The 25,918-nt window shown below is 41.8% G+C and carries 21 protein-coding genes; 19 read left to right on the top strand and 2 right to left on the bottom strand.

The genetic code is table 11. The features are described 5' to 3' along the window. Positions 1 to 7: 7 nt before the first annotated feature. The 14 genes from EJP82_RS24690 (at position 8) to EJP82_RS24625 (ending at position 17,471) form a co-directional block, all read left to right on the top strand. A complete protein-coding gene (locus tag EJP82_RS24690; protein WP_127194731.1) occupies positions 8 to 1,123 on the top strand; it encodes a glycosyltransferase family 4 protein in 1,116 nt (371 codons plus the stop codon). A 17-nt stretch (positions 1,124 to 1,140) separates the two neighbouring features. After that, positions 1,141 to 2,532: a hypothetical protein gene (locus EJP82_RS24685; protein WP_127194730.1), complete on the top strand. Its 1,392-nt coding sequence runs from the start codon at positions 1,141 to 1,143 to the stop codon at positions 2,530 to 2,532. Next, a complete protein-coding gene (locus EJP82_RS24680; RefSeq protein WP_127194729.1) occupies positions 2,529 to 3,698 on the top strand; it encodes a glycosyltransferase family 4 protein in 1,170 nt (389 codons plus the stop codon). Before EJP82_RS24685 ends, EJP82_RS24680 begins: the two co-directional genes overlap by 4 nt. Further along, on the top strand, positions 3,698 to 4,828 hold the full coding sequence (locus EJP82_RS24675; RefSeq protein WP_127194728.1) for a glycosyltransferase: 1,131 nt from the start codon (positions 3,698 to 3,700) through the stop codon (positions 4,826 to 4,828). The genes EJP82_RS24680 and EJP82_RS24675 overlap by 1 nt, the downstream gene beginning before the upstream one ends. After that, entirely contained in the window at positions 4,825 to 5,397 is a 573-nt protein-coding gene (locus EJP82_RS24670; RefSeq protein WP_127194727.1) for a DapH/DapD/GlmU-related protein, read from the top strand. The genes EJP82_RS24675 and EJP82_RS24670 overlap by 4 nt, the downstream gene beginning before the upstream one ends. Before the next feature lie 31 nt (positions 5,398 to 5,428). Continuing rightward, positions 5,429 to 5,974 carry an acyltransferase gene (locus tag EJP82_RS28220; protein ID WP_246054422.1) on the top strand — a complete coding sequence of 182 codons (546 nt, stop codon included), beginning with the start codon at positions 5,429 to 5,431 and terminating at the stop codon, positions 5,972 to 5,974. A gap of 30 nt (positions 5,975 to 6,004) precedes the next feature. After that, positions 6,005 to 7,036 carry a glycosyltransferase family 4 protein gene (locus EJP82_RS24660; protein WP_127194726.1) on the top strand — a complete coding sequence of 344 codons (1,032 nt, stop codon included), beginning with the start codon at positions 6,005 to 6,007 and terminating at the stop codon, positions 7,034 to 7,036. A 3-nt stretch (positions 7,037 to 7,039) separates the two neighbouring features. Then, on the top strand, positions 7,040 to 7,945 hold the full coding sequence (locus tag EJP82_RS24655; RefSeq protein ID WP_246054421.1) for a glycosyltransferase: 906 nt from the start codon (positions 7,040 to 7,042) through the stop codon (positions 7,943 to 7,945). 9 nt (positions 7,946 to 7,954) lie between these two features. After that, the gene (locus EJP82_RS24650) at positions 7,955 to 9,307 is read left to right on the top strand and encodes an oligosaccharide flippase family protein (protein ID WP_127194725.1); all 1,353 of its coding nucleotides are present in this window, start codon (positions 7,955 to 7,957) and stop codon (positions 9,305 to 9,307) included. A 7-nt stretch (positions 9,308 to 9,314) separates the two neighbouring features. Then, complete coding sequence (locus EJP82_RS24645) at positions 9,315 to 10,259, top strand: polysaccharide pyruvyl transferase family protein (RefSeq protein WP_127194755.1); 945 nt, start codon at positions 9,315 to 9,317, stop codon at positions 10,257 to 10,259. Between the two features lie 99 nt (positions 10,260 to 10,358). Then, a complete protein-coding gene (locus EJP82_RS24640; protein WP_127194724.1) occupies positions 10,359 to 11,729 on the top strand; it encodes a sugar phosphate nucleotidyltransferase in 1,371 nt (456 codons plus the stop codon). A 31-nt stretch (positions 11,730 to 11,760) separates the two neighbouring features. Continuing rightward, positions 11,761 to 13,095: a UDP-glucose dehydrogenase family protein gene (locus tag EJP82_RS24635; protein ID WP_127194723.1), complete on the top strand. Its 1,335-nt coding sequence runs from the start codon at positions 11,761 to 11,763 to the stop codon at positions 13,093 to 13,095. Between the two features lie 71 nt (positions 13,096 to 13,166). Next, entirely contained in the window at positions 13,167 to 16,400 is a 3,234-nt protein-coding gene (locus EJP82_RS24630; protein ID WP_127194722.1) for a hypothetical protein, read from the top strand. A gap of 120 nt (positions 16,401 to 16,520) precedes the next feature. Further along, on the top strand, positions 16,521 to 17,471 hold the full coding sequence (locus tag EJP82_RS24625; RefSeq protein ID WP_127194721.1) for a hypothetical protein: 951 nt from the start codon (positions 16,521 to 16,523) through the stop codon (positions 17,469 to 17,471). Position 17,472: 1 nt separating this feature from the next. Here EJP82_RS24625 and EJP82_RS24620 read toward each other — a convergent pair whose 3' ends face one another. Together EJP82_RS24620 and EJP82_RS24615 are read right to left on the bottom strand one after the other, a co-directional pair. Continuing rightward, a complete protein-coding gene (locus EJP82_RS24620) occupies positions 17,473 to 17,829 on the bottom strand; it encodes a helix-turn-helix domain-containing protein (RefSeq protein ID WP_127194720.1) in 357 nt (118 codons plus the stop codon). Positions 17,830 to 18,021: 192 nt separating this feature from the next. After that, the gene (locus tag EJP82_RS24615; protein WP_127194719.1) at positions 18,022 to 18,858 is read right to left on the bottom strand and encodes a patatin-like phospholipase family protein; all 837 of its coding nucleotides are present in this window, start codon (positions 18,856 to 18,858) and stop codon (positions 18,022 to 18,024) included. Between the two features lie 255 nt (positions 18,859 to 19,113). Between EJP82_RS24615 and htpG the strand changes: the two genes are divergently transcribed. The 5 genes from htpG (at position 19,114) to EJP82_RS24590 (ending at position 25,826) form a co-directional block, all read left to right on the top strand. Beyond that, complete coding sequence (gene htpG / locus EJP82_RS24610) at positions 19,114 to 20,994, top strand: molecular chaperone HtpG (protein WP_127194718.1); 1,881 nt, start codon at positions 19,114 to 19,116, stop codon at positions 20,992 to 20,994. 564 nt (positions 20,995 to 21,558) lie between these two features. Further along, positions 21,559 to 22,434, top strand: a complete 876-nt coding sequence (locus EJP82_RS24605; RefSeq protein WP_246054419.1) for a dihydrodipicolinate synthase family protein — start codon at positions 21,559 to 21,561, stop codon at positions 22,432 to 22,434. Positions 22,435 to 22,562: 128 nt separating this feature from the next. Continuing rightward, positions 22,563 to 23,438: an AraC family transcriptional regulator gene (locus EJP82_RS24600; RefSeq protein ID WP_127194717.1), complete on the top strand. Its 876-nt coding sequence runs from the start codon at positions 22,563 to 22,565 to the stop codon at positions 23,436 to 23,438. Positions 23,439 to 23,529: 91 nt separating this feature from the next. Then, complete coding sequence (locus tag EJP82_RS24595) at positions 23,530 to 24,522, top strand: N-acetylglucosamine kinase (protein WP_127194716.1); 993 nt, start codon at positions 23,530 to 23,532, stop codon at positions 24,520 to 24,522. Continuing rightward, positions 24,519 to 25,826 carry a 6-phospho-beta-glucosidase gene (locus EJP82_RS24590; protein WP_127194715.1) on the top strand — a complete coding sequence of 436 codons (1,308 nt, stop codon included), beginning with the start codon at positions 24,519 to 24,521 and terminating at the stop codon, positions 25,824 to 25,826. Before EJP82_RS24595 ends, EJP82_RS24590 begins: the two co-directional genes overlap by 4 nt. The last annotated feature ends 92 nt before the right edge of the window (positions 25,827 to 25,918 follow it).

The following is a 25,918-nucleotide window of genomic DNA, read 5'->3' as shown; positions in this document are numbered from 1 at the left end:
GAAGGGAATGGCAAGAATCCTTCATATTTCGGAGTTTACAAAAGGCGGAATTGAAACTCATCTTAATGAGGTCTTGAACTATCAATCCAGCAATCATGATATTTATCTCGTAGCGTCTCAGCAGAACTCCAGTCAGGAGACCCTTCGTATTAGTCCAGATCGATTGTATCTGTACCCTTATAAGAGAAAGCCTAAATATTTTCTGGAAGCCATGAAGTCGATTCATAAGATGATTAACGAAGTGAATCCCGATATCGTGCATGTCCATGGAACGTTCGCAGGTTTCTTTCTGCGGACGTTGTTTCTTTTTAAGAGGAAACGTCCCGTTGTGATTTATTGTGCGCATGGTTGGGCTTTTCTAATGGACACGAAGGCCTGGAAGAAGCGGGTGTTCGCTTCAGTGGAGAAGCTGTTGTCGTTCCGTACAGACGTCATCATCAATATCTCCAATCATGAGTATCAGATGTCGATGAATTACGGCTTGTCTTTCAAAAAATCAGTAGTCGTATATAACGGGGTATCGGATGCTCCTTCTACGGATTTTTTACCGTTTGAAGTTCAGAAGGACAAAATTAACCTGCTATATGTAGGGCGTTTCGACCGGCAAAAAGGGTTTGATCTGCTGCTTGAGGTGTTTAACGAGCATGATTTCGGAGACATCAATCTCTACTTAGTAGGCGATACCGTATTGAAACAATTTGATTATAAATTTCCGAGCAATGCGGTGAAGATTGGATGGGTAGATAATTCGCAGATTGACCGCTATATGAGAGCGTGCGACGCCGTTATCGTTCCGTCTCGTTGGGAAGGATTCGGTATCGTTGCAATTGAAGCGCTGCGGAATAAAAAGCCTGTTATAGCGAGCAACCGAGGTGCACTTCCCGAGATCATTCAGCATGGAGTCAATGGTTTTATCTTCGATTTTGATCATAAGGAAGAGTTAGTTCGAATTATTGAGGACTTAAGCAAAGACAAGCTAGAAGTGATGGGTGAGGCGGGAGAAAGAATTTTTAATGAGAAATTCCATGCGGATAAGATGAATCAACAAATCGAGTTATTGTACGAAACTGCCTTGAGCAACCGCAGAAACCAGTACTCTGGGGCCGTGGGCAAATATGTCTAGATTCACGGGGATGAAAGATGATGAATATGAGCTTACAGAACAATCCTACGACAAATGAAGAAGTAGTTCAGAGTCAACCAGGCAAAGGGCAGATGTTTTTGGGACTTTACCTCAGTTTCTTGCTGATACTGACACTCTATCAGGATTTCCCACTGGTGAATAGTATCGGTGAAATAGGCCGATCACCTATTATTGTTCTGTTTCCGCTATTTATATTTTGCGAGATTGCGATGCTCTCGAAATATAAGAAGATTATGACGGTGTCCAAGCTACAGAAGTATATATTAGCTTTCATTATCTATCTAAGCTTTATCAGCATGATCTATATTCTGGTTCAATTCATGCAGGGTAGCTACAGCTTCGGAACAGAGAACCTTCTTGGTAAGGCAATGAAGGTATTAATCTACTTTCTGGTCATCCTGCTCTATATTCGGCATATGCAGCTCGTCTTCTCAAAAATAAACAGTTTTAAGCTGCTTTATGGTTGTTTTTGTGCCGTATTCACCCTCTTGTTAGGCATTATGATTATTGAATTGGTAAGTATGCCGAATGCACTTCCCTTCATGCACTCCAAGAGTAATCCTTATTGGAGGGTGAGGCTACTTACTTCGGAAAGTAGTACAACGGGTTCGATAGTCGTCGTGTACTCTGCGATTATGATTTATTTATCCCGATATTTAAATGGCTTCGCAAAGACGTTGTCTTGTCTTTATGTAGCTAGTTTCTTTCTGTTTTATTTATTCGTTACGGGATCAAAGGGATTTTTAATTGTGAGTCTATTAACTCTAGTGGTGACCATGATCAAATTCCTCGATTTCAGGAAGAAAAGAAACTTTTTTCTTCTGCTTGGGGTTATCTTGGCGATGTATTTGTTTATCACTTATTTCTCAGCAGGACTAATCAGTTCATTTAGCAATGATATCGAGAATTACACGTCATCTTATACACGGATGGGCACGATTATTGATGCTATCACTACCGTTTTTCACCATCCATTAGGGGTTGGTACAGGAGCATACTTAATGTACTTTGATCAATATATGGATGATGCGATCAACCTGATGTCCCGTTTTTATTACAATGTTTTCGGTATGAGCCAGATCAATACAGGGGAATTGTTGCAGTATTCGGGTTCGGATAAAAATTTGGGCGTTAAATCGGGATTTTTCCAATGGGTGATGTTCGGCGGAATTTTCTCTGTCGTATTTTTCTATCTATTAGCTAAAGATCTGATTATTAAAGTAAAGGGAAATATTATTTTATTCATAGCGCTTATATTCGTCTTATTCTCGTTGCTCTTTGTGGCACTTGAAATTAAATATGAGATATGGCTGCTTTTCGCATTTATTAGTCTTTTTCTAGGAAAAAAAGAACTAAATTATAACAACACCTGGGGGGTTACGAGATGAAGATACTTGTTGTGTGTAGTGACTTCCCATATCCCGCTGATCACGGGGGTCGGGTTGATACGTGGGGAAGAATTAAGGTGTTAGCCGAGCTTGGCTGGAAGATACATCTTGTTGTTTGCGGTAAACAACTGCCCTCTCATGGAGACATCGAGGTAGTATATCATTATGTTGAGAAGATTAAGCTGTGTGACAGGAGGAGCAAGCTTACGGATCTGCTCCATTCCATCCCAATGCAAGCCCAGTCGCGCAAAGAGCTGAAACACGTGAACATCGATGAGGATTATGATTATGTACTGTTGGAAGGCGATTATGTGTATCCCATCCTAAAGAATCCACTGATCAAACATGCTAACGTCATTTTACGGGTTCACAATGATGAGGCAATATACTTCAAGGCGCTTGCTCGAAGCACTAAGAATATAATTCATAAGCTGTATTATCTCATGGAGAGTTATAAGTTCAGCACATTGCAGAAAAAAATGCTGCAGAAAGTAGATAAATATTTGTTTATCTCTAATAAGGAGTTTGAAGAATTTCAGAGACGACATCCTTCTGCCAAAAGCCTGTTCTTACCACCACCGGTGACGAAGGAAACCTTCCTTGCAAGTACGTTCCAAACTAAGCATGTTGTATTTATCGGATCCCTGTTCATGCCAAATAACCGGGAAGCGATTGAGTGGTATCTTGAACATGTTCATCCATTGATGCTACAGGAGCCAGATTACAAATTTATTGTGGCCGGAAACAGTAGGAAACAAAGCTTAAATTGGCTACAGTCTTTTGATATGACGAATGTGGTTGTACATGATACGCCCGAGAGTCTCGACGATATTTATAAAAGTGGGTATCTGTTCGTGAATCCGATGCAAAATGGTGCTGGTGTAAAATTAAAAACGATCGAGGCGATTCAAAACGGCTTGCCCGTCATTTCAACCTCTATTGGTTATGAGGGCACTGGACTTGTTCATAATGAACACATTATGGTTGCGGATAGCCCAGAGGAGTTTTATTTCAGAGTGAAGCAGATGTTTGATAATCCTATATTAGCCAAAGACTTGCTAGAGTCGTCACAACATTATATTCGTACACATTACAACCATAAAGAGGTACTGAAAAGCTACATAAATTCATTGAATACCCATGTTCAATTGGAGCAGGTGCTGTGATGAATAAGGATAAAATTAACGTCCTATTTATTACCCATGCAGATAAAAAGGGTGGCGCCGAACAAAGTCTGATCCATCTAATCAATTACTTGGATACGTCAAAACATCGGATTTTCTTATTAAGTCCGAGGGATGCTGACTTCTTAAGTGAGATTAGAACGAACTATACTCATTTTCCACTTCGCTTGAACAGTATTAAGAAGAGATTAGGGCTCGGTTACCTCGAAACCGTATTCCAAATCAGGAGATTCGCGAAGAAAAATCACATTGATATTATTCATGCCAATGGTTGGAGGGCACCGTGGTATACCGCACCACTCAAATTTCTAACGAATTGCAAACTAGTTTGGCATCATCGGGACTATACGCATTTGAAGATGTTCAATCGTGTACTGCCTCGGTTTTTTGATCAGATCATCTGTATTTCACACTTTGTTGCGAACTCAATTGAAGGAAAGAATAAAACGATTATTTATAACGGAGTCGATCCAGAACTAGCTTTGACGATGAGGAGTCGTAGCTTTATGGAGGATGATATTCTTGTTATTGGTACCTTTGGTCGGATCGTAGAGTGGAAGAGATATCATCTGGTGATTGAAGCAGTCAAGAAGTTGGCTGATCATAAGAAGAACAACTGGAAATTGCTGATCGTAGGAGATACATCGGTGGATGGTTCGGAGGATTATTATAATGATATGGTCCTGAAGGTCAAGCAATATGGGCTGGAGCATCACGTTATCTTTTATGGATACAGCAAGAAGCCCCTTGATCTTATGAAGGAATGCGATCTGACAATTAACTTCTCACTAAATGAGCCGTTTGGAAGAGTGATTATTGAATCTCTACTTGTACAAACCCCTGTTATTGTTGCTGATTCTGGTGGAGCCCCGGAAATCATTCATCAAACTAAGGGAGGCTTTATCGTGAAGGATGGGGATGTCGACGCGCTATATCAGACAATTGATAGTGTATATGACAAAACCATTGACTATCAAGAACTATCTATCCAAGGGTATATGAATGTCATGAAGGACTTTAATATGGTCACGATTGCTCGCAAGGTAGAAGACACCTACCAATCGTTATTAACAGAACCGATGAATCCAACAAATGGTTGGTTGATATCATGAGTATTTCATTCAATCAAATTAGTCTAGGTAAGGTATTGGCTGTGCTTAAGGGAGCATGTATCTTACCATTCAAAGCCAATTCCGTTGGCTTTCTAGGGCGGATTTCAGGGAAGCTGCGGGTAAGTAATAAAGGGAAAATCGTCATTGGAGGTAATGTTTCCTTTCATGCCAAGCCTTTTCCTTCTTCAATTACTGTCAGTAAGGAGGCTAAGCTCTGGGTGGGTGATCATGTGTTCTTTAATTATGGATTAGATATCGGCTGTACGAAATCGATTCGGATCGGCAGTTATACGATTATAGGTCCCATGGTCAATATGATGGATACGAACTTTCACCCTGTAGATGTAAATGATCTATCCTATAGCAAAGAAATCGTTATTTCGGATAATGTCTGGATTGGGCGTGGAGTGCTGATCTTACCGGGCGTGACTATTGGACAGAATTCCGTCATAGCTGCAGGAAGTGTTGTAACGCGCGATATTCCTGACAATGTGCTCGCCGGAGGTTCTCCTGCCAAGGTCATCCGCGAAATTCAAGTCCCACCGAACTGGATACGTAGACATAATTGAAGGTTCGCAAGTGACAGAGAGGGGGCCTCGCTTGAACATAAGTCGTATAAAGCATGTTCTAAAAAAAGCCTATCGCTTGCTACGAGGTAGATTGTTTAGACTCAGAGCCACTCAAAGTGGTTCGAGACTACAAGTATCAGGTTCACATGTCATTTCAAAGAGTCCACATTCGAAATTAATTTTTGGAGATAGGGTGATGCTCTATGACCAAGTAAATTTCTATTTAGATAAACCTGGAGCTGAGATTGTAATTGGTGATCGAACGTATATTAACCGCCGGACAGAGATCATGTCTATGGCATCCGTTAAGATCGGCAATGATTGTGCGATCTCATGGGACGTAGTCATCACAGACACGGATTATCATCAGATGGAAGGAACAATGTCATCTACTAAACCTATTGTGATTGGTGATGAAGTCTGGATCGGATGTAAATCTATAATTTTAAAAGGAGTTCGCATTGGTAATGGAGCTATAGTTGCTGCGGGTTCTGTTGTGACGAAAGATGTGGAGCCATATACGCTTGTAGGGGGGACACCGGCAAAGGTGATAAAAAGGGATGTCCGGTGGAATTGATTCGAGAGAAAAGTTAGGGAGAGTAATGTCATGAAAGTATGGATGTGGCCGAAATCAAGTCAATTGAACTTCTATAATGATTTACTATCCGATTCGCTAAGTGGAGCAGGTATGGATATTGTGGATTTGAGACATGGCAAACTAATGCTTAAGTTAGGCGGAGTAAAAACGGGAGACGTTGTCCACATTCATTGGATGCATCATGCCTATCAAAATGAGAATCTGCTATTGTTTATCGTGAAATCGTTCTTCTTCATTTGCAGTATGGTGTATTTAAAATTGAGACGTGTTCAGTTGATATGGACCATTCATAATTTGTACCCACATCACATGATGTTTATAGGCATGGAGCGCTTCATGCGGTCGCTAATTTGTCGCTTTTGCAGCAAACTGATCGTAGCCTCTGATTCTATCAAGTCAAAAGTTATGAGCGAATTTGGTGTTCCAGCAAGCAAATTGTTCGTGGTGAAGCATGGTCATTATTTAGGTGTGTACAAGCCGAAGGGCATGAATATCAGAGAACTATATAACATTAATGATGATGCCGATGTCTATTTATTTCTGGGAGCTATTAAAGCATATAAAGGTGTTGAAGATTTAATCGAAGCTTTTAATGCAGTGAAAACTAGACAAACGTATCTGATCATTGCGGGTAAGGCAGATCAAGAGATGCTTGAATACCTGAAGAGCGTTAAGGATAACCAGAATATAGTGATGGATCTACGCTTCATACCGAATGAAGAAGTAGCTGATCTAATTAGTGCAGTGGATGTCATGGTGATGCCTTACAAAGAAATTACGACTTCCGGTACAGCTATACTTGGACTGTCCTTTAAGAAGTTGATCGTCATGCCAGACAATGACTTCATTCATGAATATTTCAAGGAAGATATGGTTGTGAGCTACGAACCAGCGGATGGAAATGGACTGCAAAATGCGATGAAAGCAGCTTTGAATGTAAAGAGAGAAGAAAATACACCCAAATATGAAGAAGTGTTGAAAGAGTTGGAGTGGAGCGCCATTGCGCAGCAGGTTAAAAACGTTTATCAAGGATGGGGATGAACGATGGATATAGTAGTAACGGTAGCCATATGTACCCATAATCGGGCGAAGGATACGGGCGAAGCCATTGAGAGTGTCTTGTTACAGAGTTATGCAAAAGAAGCAATCGAAATAGTTGTTGTAGATAATCGATCAACTGATCAAACCACGGAAGTGGTGAACGATTTAAGGCGACGCTTTGGATCAAGGATACGCTATATTTATGAGCATAAGCTTGGATTATCGGTTGCCCGGAATCGGGCGATAAAAGAGGCGAACGGCAAGTACATTTTATTTCTGGATGACGATGCAATTGCCTCCCAAGACTGGGTTCATGAAATCGTGGACGTTTTTGAAAGTGATCCAGAGATCGGGTGTGTCGGTGGTAGGATCGATCCGATCTGGGAAGCCCAGGAACCGGATTGGATTCCAGAAGAACATCGTTCTGTGTTCACAATTCTCAATTATTCAAATGAAGTACAGGAAATGCCGACTCCATTCATTCCTTATGGTGCTAACGTTGCCTTCAGGCGGGATGTATTCAATGATATCAAGCCCTTTCGCGAAGATTTGGGTCGGGTAGGGACTAATTTACTATCGAGCGAAGAAAGTGAATTGATTGCAAGACTGCGTGAAAGATACAAGGTGTACTATACGCCGTTCGCACAGGTAGAGCACAAAATCGCAAAAGAGCGCACGACGAAGTCATGGTTCCTGAAACGGATATTTTGGCAGGGAGTAAGTGATGCGGTCAAACGTCAAGATACTAGCCTTATAGCGATTACGAAGCATTCGATACGTATGATGCAGGCCATTGCGTCTGCGCTACTGTCTATCTTTCATTTTAAAACATTTATCCGCCAGGTCATTAAAATTTGTTACCGCAATGGATCTCTTGTTGGCATCCTACGCTATAACAGTAGGGGGTGAGGCAACATTATGACACAGCTCACCTTTCAAAAAGTGTGGAGTGGCAACGGTTTGTTTCAAGCGATTCTTCGTACGAGTGCAACCAATTTCTTGGTCATGGTTGTAAGCACGTTAACCTCGATCGTAACAGCTCGTATGTTTGGAGTCGTTGGAAAAGGTGAGTTCTCAGCTATTCTATTTTGGCCAACTTTGCTGGCCGGTCTGGTTGGGTTTGGTCTTCCTACTTCATTAATATATAACATCAAACAAAACAGAGGTAATGAAGCAGATTTCGTAAGGGCAGGTTTTCTGTTTCAACTCCCTGTTAGTGTGGTCGTTGGCGTTATCGCTTGGATTTGGCTGCCGGTATGGCTAGGAAATTACCCTGAAGCAATTATTCAAATTGCAAGATGGTATACGGTGTTGATGTTGCCTATATTACTGGCAGTAAATTTAATCTCAGCACTTGCGCAAAGCACAGGTAAATTTAACGTCTACAACGGTGTACGTTTATACTTTCCTTTGATCAATCTAATTGGATTGTTGGTGCTTTGGGCCGTTGGTAACTTAAGTATTCACCATGCTTCACTGGTATTTCTTTTGACCAGTGTATTTGTTATATCTTGGGCCTTGTATAGCATGAGAGAGGCGTTGAAAATTGATTGGTTCAAGGGTTCGGGGAATCGAACAGCGGCAAAGGCACTATTCGGATATGGGAGTAAAGTATTTGGAGTTGAGTTACTCGGGACATTGTACGCCCAATTCGATAAACTCATCATTTTGTCGATGCTAACCGCTCGAGACTTGGGCCTCTATACCGTTGTTTACGCACTATCCCGTGTGTTTAATGTTGTGCAAACAGCGATTACAAACGTTATTTTCCCAAAGGTAACCGGTATGGATAAGGATACAATCATGGTTACGGTTGGTCGAGCGTTCAGGCTATCTATGATCTTGATGATGATTATTGTTGTTCCGAGTATGTTCATCGGCCGCTATCTGATGGGAATACTGTTTGGCGCACCTTTCCTAGAAGCGAGTGGAGCTTTTTATCTCTTGTCCATAGAATGTATTCTTGGTGGGGGGTCTTGGATTTTGGCCTCTTCTTTTAATGCGATGGGAAGACCCGGTTTAGTACTAGTTCGGCAGCTTATTGCGCTGGCAGTAACGATTGGGTTATTTTTCGTGTTTACCCCACTATATGGACTGAACGGGATCGCACTAGCTTTATTCATTGGCGCGATAATCCGATTGTTGGTGACGATGGCATCGATGAGGATCGTCTTTCAGATGAAGATGAGCAGTATCCTATTTAATAAGGAAGATTTCCACTTTTTGCTCGAGCGTATTAAAGACTTAAGAAAAAGAAAAGGAGCTCACTGATATGCACATGAAATCGAACATTCATCCAATGGATGTTTTGAAAGATCAACTTCGCATCATTTTGAACGTGATTTCACCAGGGTCAAGTATTTATTATATTGATTATCCTGTTCATAGCAATGGAGGTGATCTGTTGATTATGAAAGGCACGGAGGCATTCTTCAAGGACTATGATATAAAGGTTCAAGCCCGTTATAGCGTTCTAGATTTTCCCGATAAGCTGGTCATACCGAGGGATCACATTATTGTCCTTCATGGTGGAGGTAATTTCGGAGATCTGTATCCCGCACACCAGAAGCTTCGTGAGAAGATTGTTGCGGACTATCCTGACCATCGGATTGTTATTCTGCCACAAACGATCTTCTATAAAGAAGAATCAGAATTCGATCGAACGGCTCACATATTCAATAAGCATAAGGATCTCCACCTTTATGTCCGAGACACCTTGTCCCATGAAATAGCATCGAACAAATTTTATGAAATTAGTGTTTATTTATCACCAGATATGGCTCACCAATTATGGCCGATTTTGCCAAAAAGCAGTCCAGGTAAGGATTTACTGTATTTCTTCCGCACAGATATTGAAAAGACAAGACAGCAAGAGCAGCTTGAGTTGTCTGGCCGGGGTGACTATTTAGATTGGACCTCATTGTACAATCGAGTCGAGAAAAAGTCGATCAATATGATTGTAAGTGCGATGAGAAAAGGTAGTAACCCGCTGCCAATGCAAGCAATTTGGGGTAAGTATACGGATTATCTTGTAGGCAAAGCTGTTAAACGTTTTAGCGGCTACCACAATGTGCAGACCTCTAGGTTACATGGACATATCTTATCCTGCCTGATGGACAAGCCTAACACCTTGCTCGATAATTCATACGGTAAAAATTCCAACTACTATTATACATGGACCAGTGGAATCGAATCCGCTCAGTTAGTTGTGGGGAACTCATAAAACTAAGCAAGTGCTTTCGAAGTAAGTTTTACTTCACAAAACTAAGCTGATGCTTTCGAAGTAAGTTTTATTCCATAAAACTTTTGAGGAGAGGATATCATGAAAATTGTGCTTTTGTCGGGAGGATCAGGAAAACGTCTGTGGCCGCTCTCAAATGAATCGCGCTCCAAACAGTTTTTGAAGGTGCTGGAAAATGAAAAGGGTGAGCGGGAATCAATGGTGCAGAGGGTTTGGAGGCAAATTGAAAACGCAGGCCTCCGCGAACATGCTTACATTGGGACAAGCAAGGCGCAGGTTGAAATGATTCATAGCCAACTGGGAAGCGAGATTGAAGTTATCGTGGAACCTGAGAGAAGGGATACTTTCCCGGCTATCGCACTGGCAGCTACCTATTTATATTCGGTGCAAGACGTAAGCCTGAATGAGACCATCGTTGTCATGCCAGTAGATCCATACGTGGATGAAGCATTCTTCCACAAAACGAAGGAGCTTGAATTGGTTCTTAATGAATCGGGTGCGGATTTGGCACTCATGGGAGTGAAGCCAACGTATCCATCGGAGAAATATGGATATATTGTTCCGAGTCTCGGTACTAAGGCGAATGAGCCTTTTGTAACCGTTCATAGTTTTAAAGAAAAACCCCGCGAGGAAGAAGCGGTAGCCATGATACGTCAGGCTGCACTTTGGAACTGCGGTGTTTTTGCTTTTAAGCTGAATTTTTTGATTGATATTTTGATTGCAAATGATTTTCCCATCCAGTTCGATGAGATGTCGAAGCAATACGGCAGATTGCCAAAGAACAGTTTTGATTACGAGGTTGTGGAGAAGGCGAATCATATTGTTGCGCTTCCCTTTGATGGTGATTGGAAGGATCTCGGAACGTGGAATACGTTGACCGAGCAAATCGAAACCTCGCTGATTGGAAAAGGAATCATGAGTGGAGATTGTCATAATACGCATGTAATCAATGAACTTGATATCCCGATTACATTGCTTAATTTGCCAAATGTAGTTGTGGCAGCAAGTCCAGATGGCATTCTAGTATCGGACAAGGCATCAAGCCCGATGATCAAAGAGGTTATGAAATATTCAGATCAGCGACCGATGTACGAGGAACGGCGATGGGGCCGTTACCGAGTTCTCGATTATTTAAAATATCCAGATGGTAACGAGGTTCTAACCAAGCGAATCTGTGTTACACCGGGACAGAACTTAAGCTATCAATATCATCTGCTAAGAGATGAAGTATGGACCGTCGTTGCTGGTGACGGAGAGATGGTGCTAAACGGCAGACATTTTCCAGTGAAATCTGGAGATGTCTTAGTCATTTCGAGAGATAGCAGACATAGCCTTCGGGCTATGACGGAAATGGACATTATCGAAGTGCAGACCGGGAGTGAACTTATAGAAGAGGATATCGTGAGGCTTGCTTTTGATTGGAACGAGATTATGCAACTGTGCACGGTTTAAAGAGCGGATTTCAAAAAAGGAGTGATTGAGAGTGAACATTGCGGTGATCGGAACGGGATATGTCGGACTTGTATCGGGTGTTTGTTATGCAGAGTTAGGCAATCATGTGATCTGCGTAGATAATGATCCTCGCAAGATTGACATGTTAAATGACGGTGAAATTCCTATTTATGAGCCGGGATTGAAGGAATTGGCTGCGACTAATCGTGAAGAGGGTAGACTTGCGTTTACTGCTGATTTATCCAGTGCGGTAATCCATTCAGACATTATTATACTAGCCGTTGGAACACCTCCGTTGCCCAACGGTGAGGCAAATCTGGACTATATCAATCAAGCGGCAATTGAAGTCGCAGAAGCAATGAATAGCTATAAGATCATTACCGTGAAAAGCACAGTACCCGTTGGAACAAACGAGCGACTAGCACAATTAATACGTTTACACACCAATAAGCCCTTCGATAGCATTTCACTACCTGAATTTTTGCGAGAAGGTTCGGCGATTCAGGATACGCTGAAACCCGATAGAATTATCATCGGAGCGGAATGCCAACGTGCGGCAGCCATCATGGTAGAGCTTCATAAACCTCTTACAGAGAATATTGTCGTAACAGATATCCGTAGTGCGGAAATGATTAAATACGCATCCAATGCGTTTTTGGCAACGAAGATTTCGTTCATTAATGAAATAGCTAACATTTGTGAAAAGGTTGGAGCGGACGTTACCCAGGTGGCAGATGGTATGGGCTATGACAAAAGAATAGGTCCGTCCTTTTTGAAAGCTGGAATTGGTTATGGTGGGTCTTGTTTTCCAAAGGATACGAGTGCACTTATTCAAATTGCTGGAAATGTAGATTACGAATTTAAACTGCTTCGCTCGGTTGTGGAAGTGAATCAGGATCAACGATTCAATGTTATACGGAAGCTTAAGACTGTTTTTGATGGCGAACTGCAAGGAAAGGTTGTTGCAATATGGGGGTTGGCATTCAAACCGAATACAGATGACGTTCGCGATTCACCAGCCTTAGAAATCATTCAGTATTTGGTTGATCACGGGGTCATTGTAAAAGCGTATGATCCGGTTGCCCTGCATAGTTTTCAATCCCTATTCGGAATAGGTGATGTTATTTGGTGCAATGAAGCACTGGAAACGGCGCAAGATGCTGACGCCCTTTGTTTATTGACGGAATGGGAAGAGTTTGCATCAGTTGATCTCTTAGAACTGCAAAAGGTATTGAAACAACCCATTCTAATTGATGGACGTAATGTGTTTAAAGAAGAGGATTTAATTGACACTGATTTTATTTATTATTCGGTTGGTCGTCCTAACCTAAATCAAGGAGTCAAACAAAAAGTACCTGTCCTATAAGGGGTACCCAATAAGTATTCTTTTGAACACGAACTAAATGTATTTCAAATTTATGACCTGAGGTGAACGAGATGAAGGTTTTTAGAAAAAAAGTAATCGTATCCACACTTGTACTCTCCTTATTTGCAGCTTCAATTGGATCATTACCACTAAGCCAACAAGGCTTGATTTCGAAGCTTAATTTGACACAAACGGCGAACGCTGCTGAATTCGAGCAATCACGTACTCCTTTCTTTGATCGATTAAACGAATTATACGCGGCTCTTGCGAGTGATCCGGGGGGGTTACAAGATGTTTTTAATCTACGTGATGAAATAAGAGCGTACAGTTTGACCCCCGATGATTATAACGTGATTTCTCCGCTCTGGGCTAAAGTCAGCGCTCGGCTTCCTGAATCTGTTGATCGGGCGGAGCTAAAGGAGAATTTAATACGACTCATCAAGACGGCGAGTTCACTTCAAACCGTATCGGATTTGGAAAATTTACGAACAGATCCTGAATTTATCAGTGCGCTGAAGGCTGTCGCATCAGCCAGTGGGCATGAAGATATTGGTGTAGATGATTTTCTCGTGTTTCTGTTGGGTGACGGGGGAAGCCTCAAGGGATTGGAAGGAACGGTAAGTAGCTTATTGGAGAACATGCAGTTAGTCCAATTAATTGGTTTAATTGGGAATAGCCAAGCTACTACGGAGGTATTGTTACAAGCAACAGATAAGGTTCTTAGTGATCCAGATGCATATAAGTTCAGTTTGATTATGAATGAGTTGGATATTTCTCCTGCTGATGTCAGGATGCTAGTGAATTATTTTCAAGGTCGGCTCCAGAATAGTGATCGAGCTATTAATGCGTTGACCATGGCTTATGTTCGCGCATCGGTTAAGGACTCAGTACTGATAAGTGAGGATGGTCGTAAACACATCTATAGTTTGCAGGCACTTGGAGTAGATATACCCTCCTTCGTGCTGAAATGGAGCAAAATATCTGGAGACGAAAGTGTTACCGTGGCATCAAACGGAGTTATTACTATTCCCGAGGGTATAGAAAGTGGTACGGCTGTTGTTCAAGCGCAGCTAATAAATCCGTATGGAGGAAAGGGCATCGTCATTTTTGAGAAGGCAGTGACATTGGGTGATGCCACTACTCCTGGGGAAGAAACCGTGTTTCCGGCGGAGCAATTCCTAGAGCGGATGAATAAGCTGCATGCAGCGCTTGCAGCAGGAGATCAGGCGGATATTCAAGATGTCCAGAATTTACGAGATGAAATCGCAGGGTTAGATCCAACATTGGATCAGGCATTAATCGATCCAATTTGGGCGAAAGTTGAATCAAGGCTACCTGCGAATGTAAACCCAGATGCATTAAAAGCAAGTTTGTTCCAAATATTTACCGCTGTAGGCTCATTTCAATATGATCCAAATGCATCGGAACTCGAGGCAATTCGGACAAACCCTGAATTCCGTGCTACGTTGAAGGCAATTGCGGCAGCAGGCGGAGATGCTAATATCGTAATGGATGATTTCCTACTATTTATGTTCGGCGATGGCGATTCTCACAAAGGGATCGAAGGAACTGTTCGAGATTTACTTGCGAGCATGACTTCTTCTGAGTTAATAGGTTTGCTTGGAAATAACCAAGCCATAACCTCAATCGTCCTACAAGCTACCAATCAATTGCTTAGTGAAACAGAAGCTTATAAGTTTAGTTCGATTCTAGCGAAACTAGATATTACGTCACTAGAGCTAGGCTCCACAGTATTGAACTACCAGGCTAGATTGCAGAATATAGAGCCAGCTACTCATGCAATGACAGTCGCTTATATGCGTTCGGAATCGTCGGAGGTTGTAAACGAAAGTGAGGATGGTCGTCAGCACATTTACAGCCTGAAGGTGCTAGGGGTAGATATTCCTGCTATAGCACTTCAATGGTCCAAAGTTTCCGGAAGTGATGATGTAAATGTATTGCCAAATGGTACTGTTACAATCCCAAGAAGGGTTGCAAGTGCATCGGCCGTTATTCAGGCGGAGCTCATTAATCCTTACGGCGGAGCAGGGAAGGTAATTTTCGAACGTGATGTTACGCTAACGGCTGCTGCTGAAGAAGGAAATGTATTCCCAGTGGAGTTATTCCTAGAGGAAATGAATACGCTGCGTAACGCACTTATTGAAGGTGGTACTTCTGATGTCAAAGATGTTAAGAAGCTTCGAGATGAGCTTATCGGACTTAATTTCAACAAGGACCAGACATTAATTGATCCGATTTGGAAACCTATCGCGGCCAAGCTTCCGGCTTCCGTTGATAAGAATCAACTGAAGATGGGGTTGTTTAATATTATCAAAGCAGTTGGGTCTGTTCCATATGATGTGGAGGCTAGTCAACTCGAGAGCATTTTGTCTAATTCAGAATTTCAAGCAACACTGGATACGCTAACGGATGCGGGTGGGGGTTCTAATCTTAAGATAGATGATTTCCTGATCTTGCTCTTTGGTGATGGTGGTAGCAATAAAGGAGTCCAAGGAAGAGTACATGACACCATAGCGAATATGAGCTCCAAAGAGTTAGCTAAGGTATTAAGTAATAAAAATGGGTTGGAGACGGTGAAGTCAAACGCCTTGGCAGCAGTGCTAGCTGATAAGGATAATTATGTGTTAAGTGAGGTGCTATATAATCTTGGTGCTAAACCAGTTGATGTAGCTTCCGTGGTACAGAAATTTAAGAACAAACTCAAATATGATGAGCAGGCTATTAAAGCTTTGAGTGCAGCATATATCCGTACCGAGACGGAATCGAGTGTGAAGATTACGGATAATGGACGTCAGCATCAATATACTTTGAAGGTTCTAGGCGTAGAAATTCCATCCTCTAGCGTGAAATGGAAGAAAGATTCCGGAAGTAAGGATGTTAAGGTGGATTCGAACGGCAAAGTATCCATTTCGAAAAAGGTACAGCAAGGAACCGCTGTTATTCAAGCTTCGCTGGTTAACTACTTAGGGGGAAGTTCGAAGGTAATCTTTGAGCAAGAGGTTACGCTTATTAATGGAGTAGAAGACCCTGAAGCGATGATTAATAATATCATCAAGTCACTTAAAGTTGAGCTTGCCGATATCAAAGTGAGACTTCAAGCTGCAACGAATGACTCAGAAAGAGTACAGTTGATTCTTGATGTTGTTCAAGCTGGAAATGATAGTTATGATCAGATTAATGAAATCGATGTATCGAAGTCAATCAAGAATAAAGCGATTAAGGATGTGAAGAATCAAGTTACTCAGATGACAAACTTAATTCTCAAGGATTTAATGAAGTTTTAAATGCATAGCCAGCTCTCTTAGCTCTTTGGAGTTAGAAGGGCTGGCTTATTTCTTGTCCTTATAGTGCGCTTAATCTGGACATTAGAGAGAAAAATATTTGGAAGGTGGTTTCGATATCACATGGGAAAACAACGTATCCGAAAGAGAAGGCGTCGTCGATTTTATAAACCGAATGTTGCGGTTAGTCTCTTGACGTGTATCACAATAATTTTGCTTTTTGTATGGGGAGGATTGTATTGGAAGGAGTCTTCAAATAAGAATCAATTGGTGAATGCCAGTGCACAGGATCAGGGCCAGCAAATCTCACAAGGGGAAGAAGGGCTGCCGCTTCTAGCTGATAATAATTCGTATGAAGAGACGGGTGACGCGTTACAAACAATAGAAGAGGCAGCTGATTTGGGGGGTGAAAATGCTGATGTCGCTGACGACTCTGATGGCTCTGTATCTGTAGTCAAAGAAGAAGCATCATCTCAAACTCAGGAAAAGGAAACAACTGTCCCTCAGATAGGGAAAATAAACGACTCGGATACGCTAGATACGAGGAAACCAGATACATCATCTAGTTCAATGAAGCCGGAAACAAATAGTTCGTCCAAACACAACGAGTCAGGTTCAACCAAGTCAGAAACCTTAGTCTCGGTGAAACCTAACGAACAGGACCAAAGTCCAACAGAGTCAAACTCCTCGGCACCTTTAGAGATGGGTTCATCAAGTACTGCTCAAACGTCTCCCGTAGTATCCAAAGTCGAAAAATACGAAGAAGAATTTACAAATGTTCAAGGGAAGTGTACGAAGGATACGAAGGTGGTTCTAAGTAAAGCGGAAAGTAATGCTCAGCAGATGGATAAGCAAGATCCCCGTGTTGTACTAGCTTGGAGAGATAATTTGGACACGGAGCTTGCAACTGCAAAATCCACCTGTGAAGGTACTTTTCAAGAGCTTATTCAAACCGCAGAAAATGATCAGGTATCTCTTAGTGTTGTTGAGCAATGGAAGCAAACTTATAATGATCTAAGGGTGAAACTTCAGGAGGAGTCAGAAGCGAAGTTGAAGGAAATAATGGGTGGGTAAATCATTCGTCCTTTGGAAAGTTTCGGTCACGGAGCACTCGTTCAAGTAAAATACGAATTAATTCTACATCGTCTTTTTCCAAAGGAACCCCGTCCCAGTGGAGCTGTTCGTAATTTAGATATTCTTTTGCATTATGATTAAGTTCAGCTGATGGCTCAGGATAATCAGTGAGCCCGAGAAGGTAATCCGCAGAAGTATGTAGTTTTCGAGATATCGTTTGAATGGATTCCAATGTGGGCTCACGGTATCCAGATTCATACCCAGCATAAGTGCTCTTTGCAACCCCAACGTAATCAGCCACTTCCTGCATGGTTAATTTCCTCTGTTTACGCAACTGCTTCAGTCGCTTTGCAAACATCCTCAGGCTCCCCTTTCAAATCCCACTATTATTTTTCCTTAAGTGAGATACGGTTGTATTCACTCCTAGTAAATGCAACCATAATTATAGCATGTTCACTAATGGTGTGCACAAAGCCAGATAGACAAATATTTTCATTTTTTCAAATTATAGCGTCATAGAGTTGGTAGATCGAGATTATTCGTGTATCTATCAAACAAATAACTTGCGAATTTCGTTCATATTGTTCATGGCTAAGCCGTACCCATGCTGATAGGAGTCGCGCAGTTTGTTAATATCCTTCTCAAAGCTCTCAAGAGGTTGCTCAGGACGAAGGATGATGGCTTTACCTTCTTGCTCAAGCTGTTCACAAAATTTCACCGTTTCATTATATCGCTCGTGACGAGTTAACAAGATTTCTTCAAGCAGAGGATATTTACGTTTAAATAGCTTCCCGATCAGGGCATTTTTTTTGCTGAATTGCTTGGTGTAACCCTTTGGTTGGGTCAAGATGATGAGATGCTTGTCGTTGCCGTCTTCAATAGATTTGCGAATAGGAATCGGGTCGCATAATCCCCCGTCATAATATTCAGACCCTTTCATTTCAATCACAGGGAAGAATACGGGAAGTGCGCAGGTGGCACGAAGCATATTCCAATGCTCCTCTGTCTCCATTCCATCCATATATTCAGGTAATCCGGTTCGTGCATTGGTCACACCAACTAGAAGGCGTCCATCGTAGCTACGAAATGCATCCATATCAAATGGAATGAGTTTATCGGGGATCTCTTTGAACACAAACTCCAAACCAAATAAGCTCCGGCAACGCACAAAATTTTGGTATCCTATGTAACGATTATCATGACGGTATTTCTCTAATATCTCTAAATTTCTACGCTTTTGTTTGGAAATATAGGAAAATCCGTTGCTGATTCCTGCAGATACACCAATACAATAGGGGAACATCAAATCCTGCTCTAGCAGTGCATCCATTACACCAGCACTGAATATGGGACGTAGGGTTCCACCCTCTAAAATTAAGCTCGGCATGTAAATTCTCCCCTCAGGTTTACTTGTGCTACGTTCTGTAGTTCATCTTATTGTAGATAAACAATCCTATGTAATAGTCTAACGATATAGATCCTTATATTCAACCACGTGGTGGATCCAGTGTACTCAGGTTGACTTTGAAATTAAGTAATGTTATAAAAAATATAGGTTGGCACTCGGAGGACAAGAGTGCTAATCTGGAATAGATAAACAGGATTAGATGGCATAAATAAACTTTTGTAGGGAGAGATCCAATTGGAAAAAAGACAGTTTCAAGCTGAATCCAAACGATTATTAGAAATGATGATCAATTCCATTTATACACAAAAAGAGATATTTCTTAGAGAGCTGATTTCAAATGCCAGTGATGCTATCGACAAGATCTATTATAGAGCTTTAACCGATGAGAATCTGGCTTTTGACAGTGATGGATACTATATTAAGGTAAGTGCTGATAAAGAAAACAGAACTTTGACCATTCGTGATACCGGTATTGGTATGACCCAAGAAGAGTTAGAGAATAACCTTGGAGTTATTGCTAAGAGCGGGTCTTTAGCTTTCAAGAAGGAGAATGAATCGAAAGACGGCCATGATATTATCGGTCAATTTGGTGTAGGATTCTACTCGGCATTTATGGTAGCAGATGTTGTTACAGTGACGAGTAAAGCGCTGGGCAGCGATGTCGCATACAAGTGGGAATCCACAGGTACAGATGGCTATACGATTGAACCATGCGAAAAGGATTCGGTGGGTACAGAAATTGTACTGAAGATTAAAGAGAACACCGAAGATGAATCTTATGATGAGTATTTGGACGAGTATCGATTGAAGTCCATTATTAAGAAATACTCTGATTTCATCAGATACCCGATTAAAATGGACATTACCGGACAGCGTTTGAAGGAAGGTAGTGAAAGTGAATACGAGGAGTATCAGGAAGAACAGCATGTCAATAGTATGATCCCGATTTGGAGAAAGAATAGAAACGAACTCACGACTGAGGATTATGAGAAATTCTATGCTGAGAAACATTACGGTTATGACAAACCGCTCAAACATATCCACATTAACGCCGATGGAGCGGTAGTATACCAAGCCATCTTATATATTCCAGAAAGCATCCCGTTCGATTACTATTCCAAGGAATTTGAAAAGGGATTGGAATTGTATTCAAGTGGCGTACTCATCATGGATAAATGTTCTGACTTGCTCCCTGATTACTTTAGTTTTGTAAAAGGGATGGTCGATTCGGAAAGTTTATCACTGAATATTTCGCGTGAAATGTTGCAGCATGATCGGCAGTTGAAGATGATCGCCAAGAACATTTCGAGCAAAATTAAGAGTCAATTGCAAAGTATGTTAAAGGATGAGAGAGAAAAGTACGAGCAGTTCTACAAATCCTTTGGCCGACAATTGAAATACGGAATTTATAGCGATTATGGAAGCCATCGTGAAGAATTGCAGGATTTATTGATGTTCAACTCCTCGAAGGAGAAGAAGTTGATCACTTTAAATGAATATGTATCTAGAATGCCGGAAGATCAGAAATACATTTACTATGCTACAGGGGAATCGATGGAGCGTATTGATAAGCTTCCACAGACTGAACTTGTAACCGAAAAAGGTTATGAAATTCTGTACTTCACTGATGATATTGATGAGTTCGCAATTAAAATGATTATGAATTACAAAGATAAAGAGTTTAAATCCGTATCAAGTGGCGATTTGGGAATTGAAGCGGACGAGAGCGCTGATAAATCGGAGTCCGAAGAGAACGAAACGAAAGAGCTTTTCGATTATATGAAAACTTTATTGGCTGATAAAGTCACTAATGTAAAAGCATCCAAACGCTTAAAGAGTCATCCGGTATGCCTCTCGACTGAAGGTGAAGTAACGATCGAGATGGAGAAAATATTAAATGCTATGCCGAACAGCCAAGATGTGAAGGCTAGCAAGGTATTAGAGATCAATGTAAATCATGCTGTGTTCCAATCCTTAAAAGATTCGTTCGAGAAGGATAAGGAAAAGCTGGGTCTGTATACAGCTCTTCTATATAATCAAGCCCTTCTGATTGAAGGATTGCCACTTCAGGATCCGGTTGAGTTTACTAATGATATTTGCAAAATCATGGTGTAATTAGGCTCAACAGGCCGCTGCGAGGACGGATTATCCTTACGATCGCTGTTGCCTCCGAATTTTATTGAATATATTGCTTAGAGCAGTATAAATTCGGAGGCAAAGGCGACCGCTCCGCTTCTTCAGGACAATTCCGTCCTCTCCGCTACGATCTGCAGATCTAATTAGCTGAGGAATAGAAGATCACCGCATTTTGACTCACTAGTCAAATGCGGTGATTTTTTTGTTACAATAAAAAGGGTTCAAATTAGAAATCTGTGGTTGATTGTNGTGATTTTTTTGTTACAATAAAAAGGGTTCAAATTAGAAATCTGTGGTTGATTGTACGAGCGAACAGAGCGAAGGGTCGGAGGGATTCTGAAGAAACGGTAGTGTTCGCCTTTAAAGCACTATTTCGACCAATAATCCTTTTATAATCAAGAAATAGGGCTTTAACAGCGATCGCAAGAACCCTCCGAACCCGTAGCGACTCAATTTAGCGAAGTCAACCACTGATTTTGGTTTTGAACTATGAAAAGGGATACATAATTTGATATTCTAACTAATATGGAAAGGAAGTGCGGAATGATACATAATCCATTTTTATCTTATAGCATTGCAATGGTTACGCCGTTTAACGAAGATGGTGACTTGGACAAGGGAAGTATTCAAGAGCTGGTTGATTACTATGTGAGCAAGCAGGCTCCAGCCTTGTTGATAAGTGGTTCAACGGGGGAACAGCACTCCATGACGATCCAGGAAAGAGCGGAATTGTATCACGAAACGAAACGGCATGCTCAGGATAATTTGCTCTTATACGGGGGAGTTGCCGCCACAGTGACTAAAGATGCGGTTATTCTGGCGCGTGAAGCGGAGCATGCAAAGCTTGATGCGATTATGCTGGGCTTTCCGCCTTATGTACGACCTACCCAAGCTGAGGCCTATAACTATGTTAAGGCGGTATGTGAGGCTACAACATTACCTATTATGCTATATAATAATCCGCCCCGGAATGGCTTTAATTTAGAAGTAGATATGTTATTGAAGTTAGCTCATGATTACCCGCAAATCATAGCATTGAAAGAAGCTGGAAACCCAGATCATGTGAAGTCTACAAAAGAGCAGCTGGGGGAGGGCTTTAAAGTTCTTTCCGGATTCGATGCTTCGATTATTGATTATTATGAAAAAGGTTATGAAGGTATCACGAGCATCATGGGGAACATTATGTTGGAGGAAATAAGACATATCATAAAGTTGCTTGATGATCAGAACAGGGATCAGGCGACTATCGAACTTAAGAAAATAAGTGAAAAAATCAATCTAATATTCCAAATCGGAGCGATCAAGACGATCAAATTTATTTTAACACGCCAAGGAATTAACGCTGGATATTGCAGAGAACCGCTCGGTAAGTTGACCCTAGATGAGCAGGAACAGGTAATTAGGACCTTCTGGCCTTGATCAGATTGCACAAGTAGGCTGGTAAGGGTAGAATACGATCGCTCGATATGGTTCAATAAAGGAGTGAAAAATACAACGGGTGAGTCGATGTTAGGTCGTCTCAGGCATATTCAAGGGGAGGTCTTTTGATGAAATCATCATTTCCTTCATCCATACAACGTGATCATATTGAACTTCCTGCTTTGTTTCCGATGTCTGTGTCGATGACAGAGGGAGTATCTCCCTCATTTCAGCGATTGCATTGGCACCGAGCGCTGGAGATTAATTGGATCACGAGGGGAAGCGGAATTTATATTATAAACGGCAGAGAATATCCTTTTGAGCAGGGAGATTTATTTTTAATTGATTCCGATGATTTGCACCGGGCATATGAAGGTAAAGACTTAGAAATGGTCATAGTCATGTTTGAACCTTCTCTGCTTGTATCCGAGCAAAGATATGATCATGAAATCCTACTCCCATTCAGAGGAACAGGTCCACAATTCTCTAATCAGATCTCTCACCAGCATTCTCGAAGTAGCGCGTTGGTTCAGTATATTGCGGATATGCGTAAGGAATACGAGGCTACTCAGCGTGGCTATAGTTCAGCACTTCATGGTTTGTTATTGCTGTTCCTCACAGAGATTAACCGTTATTTCCTACATGAAGAAGGGGAAAAGTCACGAGCCAATACCAAGCATTTGGAGCAGATACGAAATGTGATCGGGGTCATGGAGGCGGAACTGTCATATCCATGGACTTTAAAGGAGTTGGCCGACCGGATCCATTTGAGTCCGTCTCGGTTTAGTGCTCTATTTAGTCGGATTGTGGGTACTTCCCCAATGAATTATTTAGTTCAACTTAGGTTGGAATACGCGGTTGAGCTACTTACGCAAGGTGAACAGAGTATTCTTAACATTGCCGAATCCAGTGGTTTCCGTAATTTATCTAATTTTAATCGTTTATTCCTACAACATGTGGGAGTATCTCCAACGGGTCTGTTGCGGAAAATTCGCGGGAATTAAAAATTAGTAAGATAGTATCAGAAGAGAGGACTATTGCAGAAGAAAGCAAGGTCTTTTTTTTGTATTCTTAAGTAGAAGGAGTGATGCGTAAGTGAATCTTTTTCTTGGAGTAGATGCAGGAGGCAGTAAGACTTATAGTTTGCTAGTAAATGAAAAGGGTGAGGCACTTGGCCGCGGAGCCAGTGGCAATGGAAATCACCAAATTGATCCGCTACAGGCGGAGAAGAATATAGCATCAGCCTGTAAACAAGCACTTGATGAGGCAGGTGTTTCGCCTGAAGATTTAACTTATACGTATTTTGGGCTAGCAGGGGCAGATCGTGAGCCGGATTATAAAGTGCTGCGACCTATGATAGCCAAACTAGGGTTCCCCAGATATTCTATTGCATGCGATACAATGATCGCCATGCGTGCTGGAACAAAAAGCCCATTTGGAGCTGTCGTCATAAGCGGTACCGGTTTTAACGCAGCAGCACGTAATCGGGCTGGGGAAGAACTATTATATGGTGGATTCGGATTTTTATTTGGAGATGGACAAGGCTCTGGAAGAGATATGGCCAATTTTGCCTTCCGTTCGGCTATTCGAGCATGGGACGGGCGCGGAGCGAAAACCGTACTGAGTGAAATCGTGCCAAAGGCAGCTGGATTCGAAAGTGTACCACAGATGCTAGATGCCGCATTGGACGACAATTATCGTCCTCCGCTTGATCTCGCCAAGTTGATATTTGAGGCGGCGGATATGGGCGATGAAGTCGCTATTGATATTCTTACCGAGCAAGGTTCCGAACATGGTAACGCTGTAGCGGCGCTGATTAAGAGACTCGGTATGCAAGATGATGATTTTGAGGTAGTTCTGGGCGGAAGTATACTCGCCAAAAGTCAGAACACGACAATGGTTGACGCACTTGAGGAAACAGTAAAACGTACGGCCCCTAAAGTGAAGGTAACGCGGATTACAATGGAACCGGTAGCTGGAGCGGTATTAAGTGCAATGGATTGTGCTAATTATGAGGCGAGTCCTGATGTCATGAACAATTTAAGAGAAATTTCATTTTCTGAATTGAAAGGGGATATCGAACAATGAGTGAAAAAAAAGCAATTAAAGTGACGGTTATTGGCGGAGGCTCATCTTACACACCTGAATTGGTAGAAGGACTAATCAAAGGTTATCAGGACATGCCAATTTCCGAGCTGTGGCTGGTCGACATCGAAGAAGGAAAACATAAACTAGAGATCGTCGGAAATCTAGCGAAGCGTATGGTTCGTAAATCTGGATTGCCAATGGAAGTTCATCTTACATTGGATCGCCGCACTGCAATCAAGGGAGCGGATTTTGTAACAACACAAATGCGTGTAGGTCTACTAGAAGCACGGAAACTGGATGAGCATATTCCGATTTCCCATGGTGTCATTGGACAAGAGACAACAGGTCCAGGGGGCATGTTCAAGGCTTTAAGAACAATTCCGGTCATTTTGGATATTTGCCGTGATATCGAGGAACTAGCGCCAGATGCTTGGATGCTTAACTTTACGAATCCAGCAGGGATGATTACTGAAGCGGTAACCAAATATTCCCGTGTCAAAACCGTTGGACTTTGTAATTCACCAGTTAATTTTAAGAAGTTTTTGGCTGAAGCTTATGGTGTTGATGAGAAACAAGTTTTACCAGAATTTGTCGGTATCAATCACTTGCACTGGGTAACGTCGGCTTTGGTTGATGGACAGGAAAAACTACCAGAACTGTTGGGTGGTAAAGCAGAGTATTCGGCTAAAAACGTCCCTACACTTGGTTGGGAACCTGGATTCCTAGAATCATTAGGCGCTGTACCTACTTATTACCTCAGATACTTCTATATGATGACAGAGATGTTCGAAGAGATGAAGAAATCGTTAGAAGAAGATGGAACTCGGGCTGATATCGTAAGCCGGGTTGAAAAAGAACTATTCGAACTGTACAAAGACGAAACCCTTGAGGACAAACCGAAACAATTGGAACAACGTGGTGGAGCTTATTATTCTGAGGCCGCGGTAAACTTGATGCAGTCGTTATATCTTGGACGTAATGATATCCAGACGCTGAATGTTCCTAACGGAGGAGTGTTTGACTTCTTACCTGCGGATGCTAGCATCGAGGTAAACTGTGTTGTGACTGCATTGGGACCTATTCCTTTAGTTCCTCAGCATATTCCTGCACATATTATAGGTCTATTACAAGCTGTTAAAACTTACGAAAGCACTGCTATCGACGCAGCGGTAAGTGGCGATCGGGGATTAGCACTTCAGGCATTAGCACATCATCCGCTCATCCCATCTGTTTCCACAGCGAAAGTAATCTTAGACGAAATGCTGGAAGCACACAAGAAATATCTTCCTAACTTTTTCTCATAAAATGGCTTGTTAATCTAAAGATAGAATGTTCGATAATGGGGCCCTGGTAGGGCAATGTCATTAAGTTAAAGCATAGGTCCAAAAATTAAGAA

The sequence above is a fragment of the Paenibacillus anaericanus genome, assembly GCF_003994475.1.
In the GTDB taxonomy this organism is placed as follows: Bacteria; Bacillota; Bacilli; order Paenibacillales; family Paenibacillaceae; genus Fontibacillus; species Fontibacillus anaericanus.
This window is presented reverse-complemented; position numbering and strand designations above follow the sequence as displayed.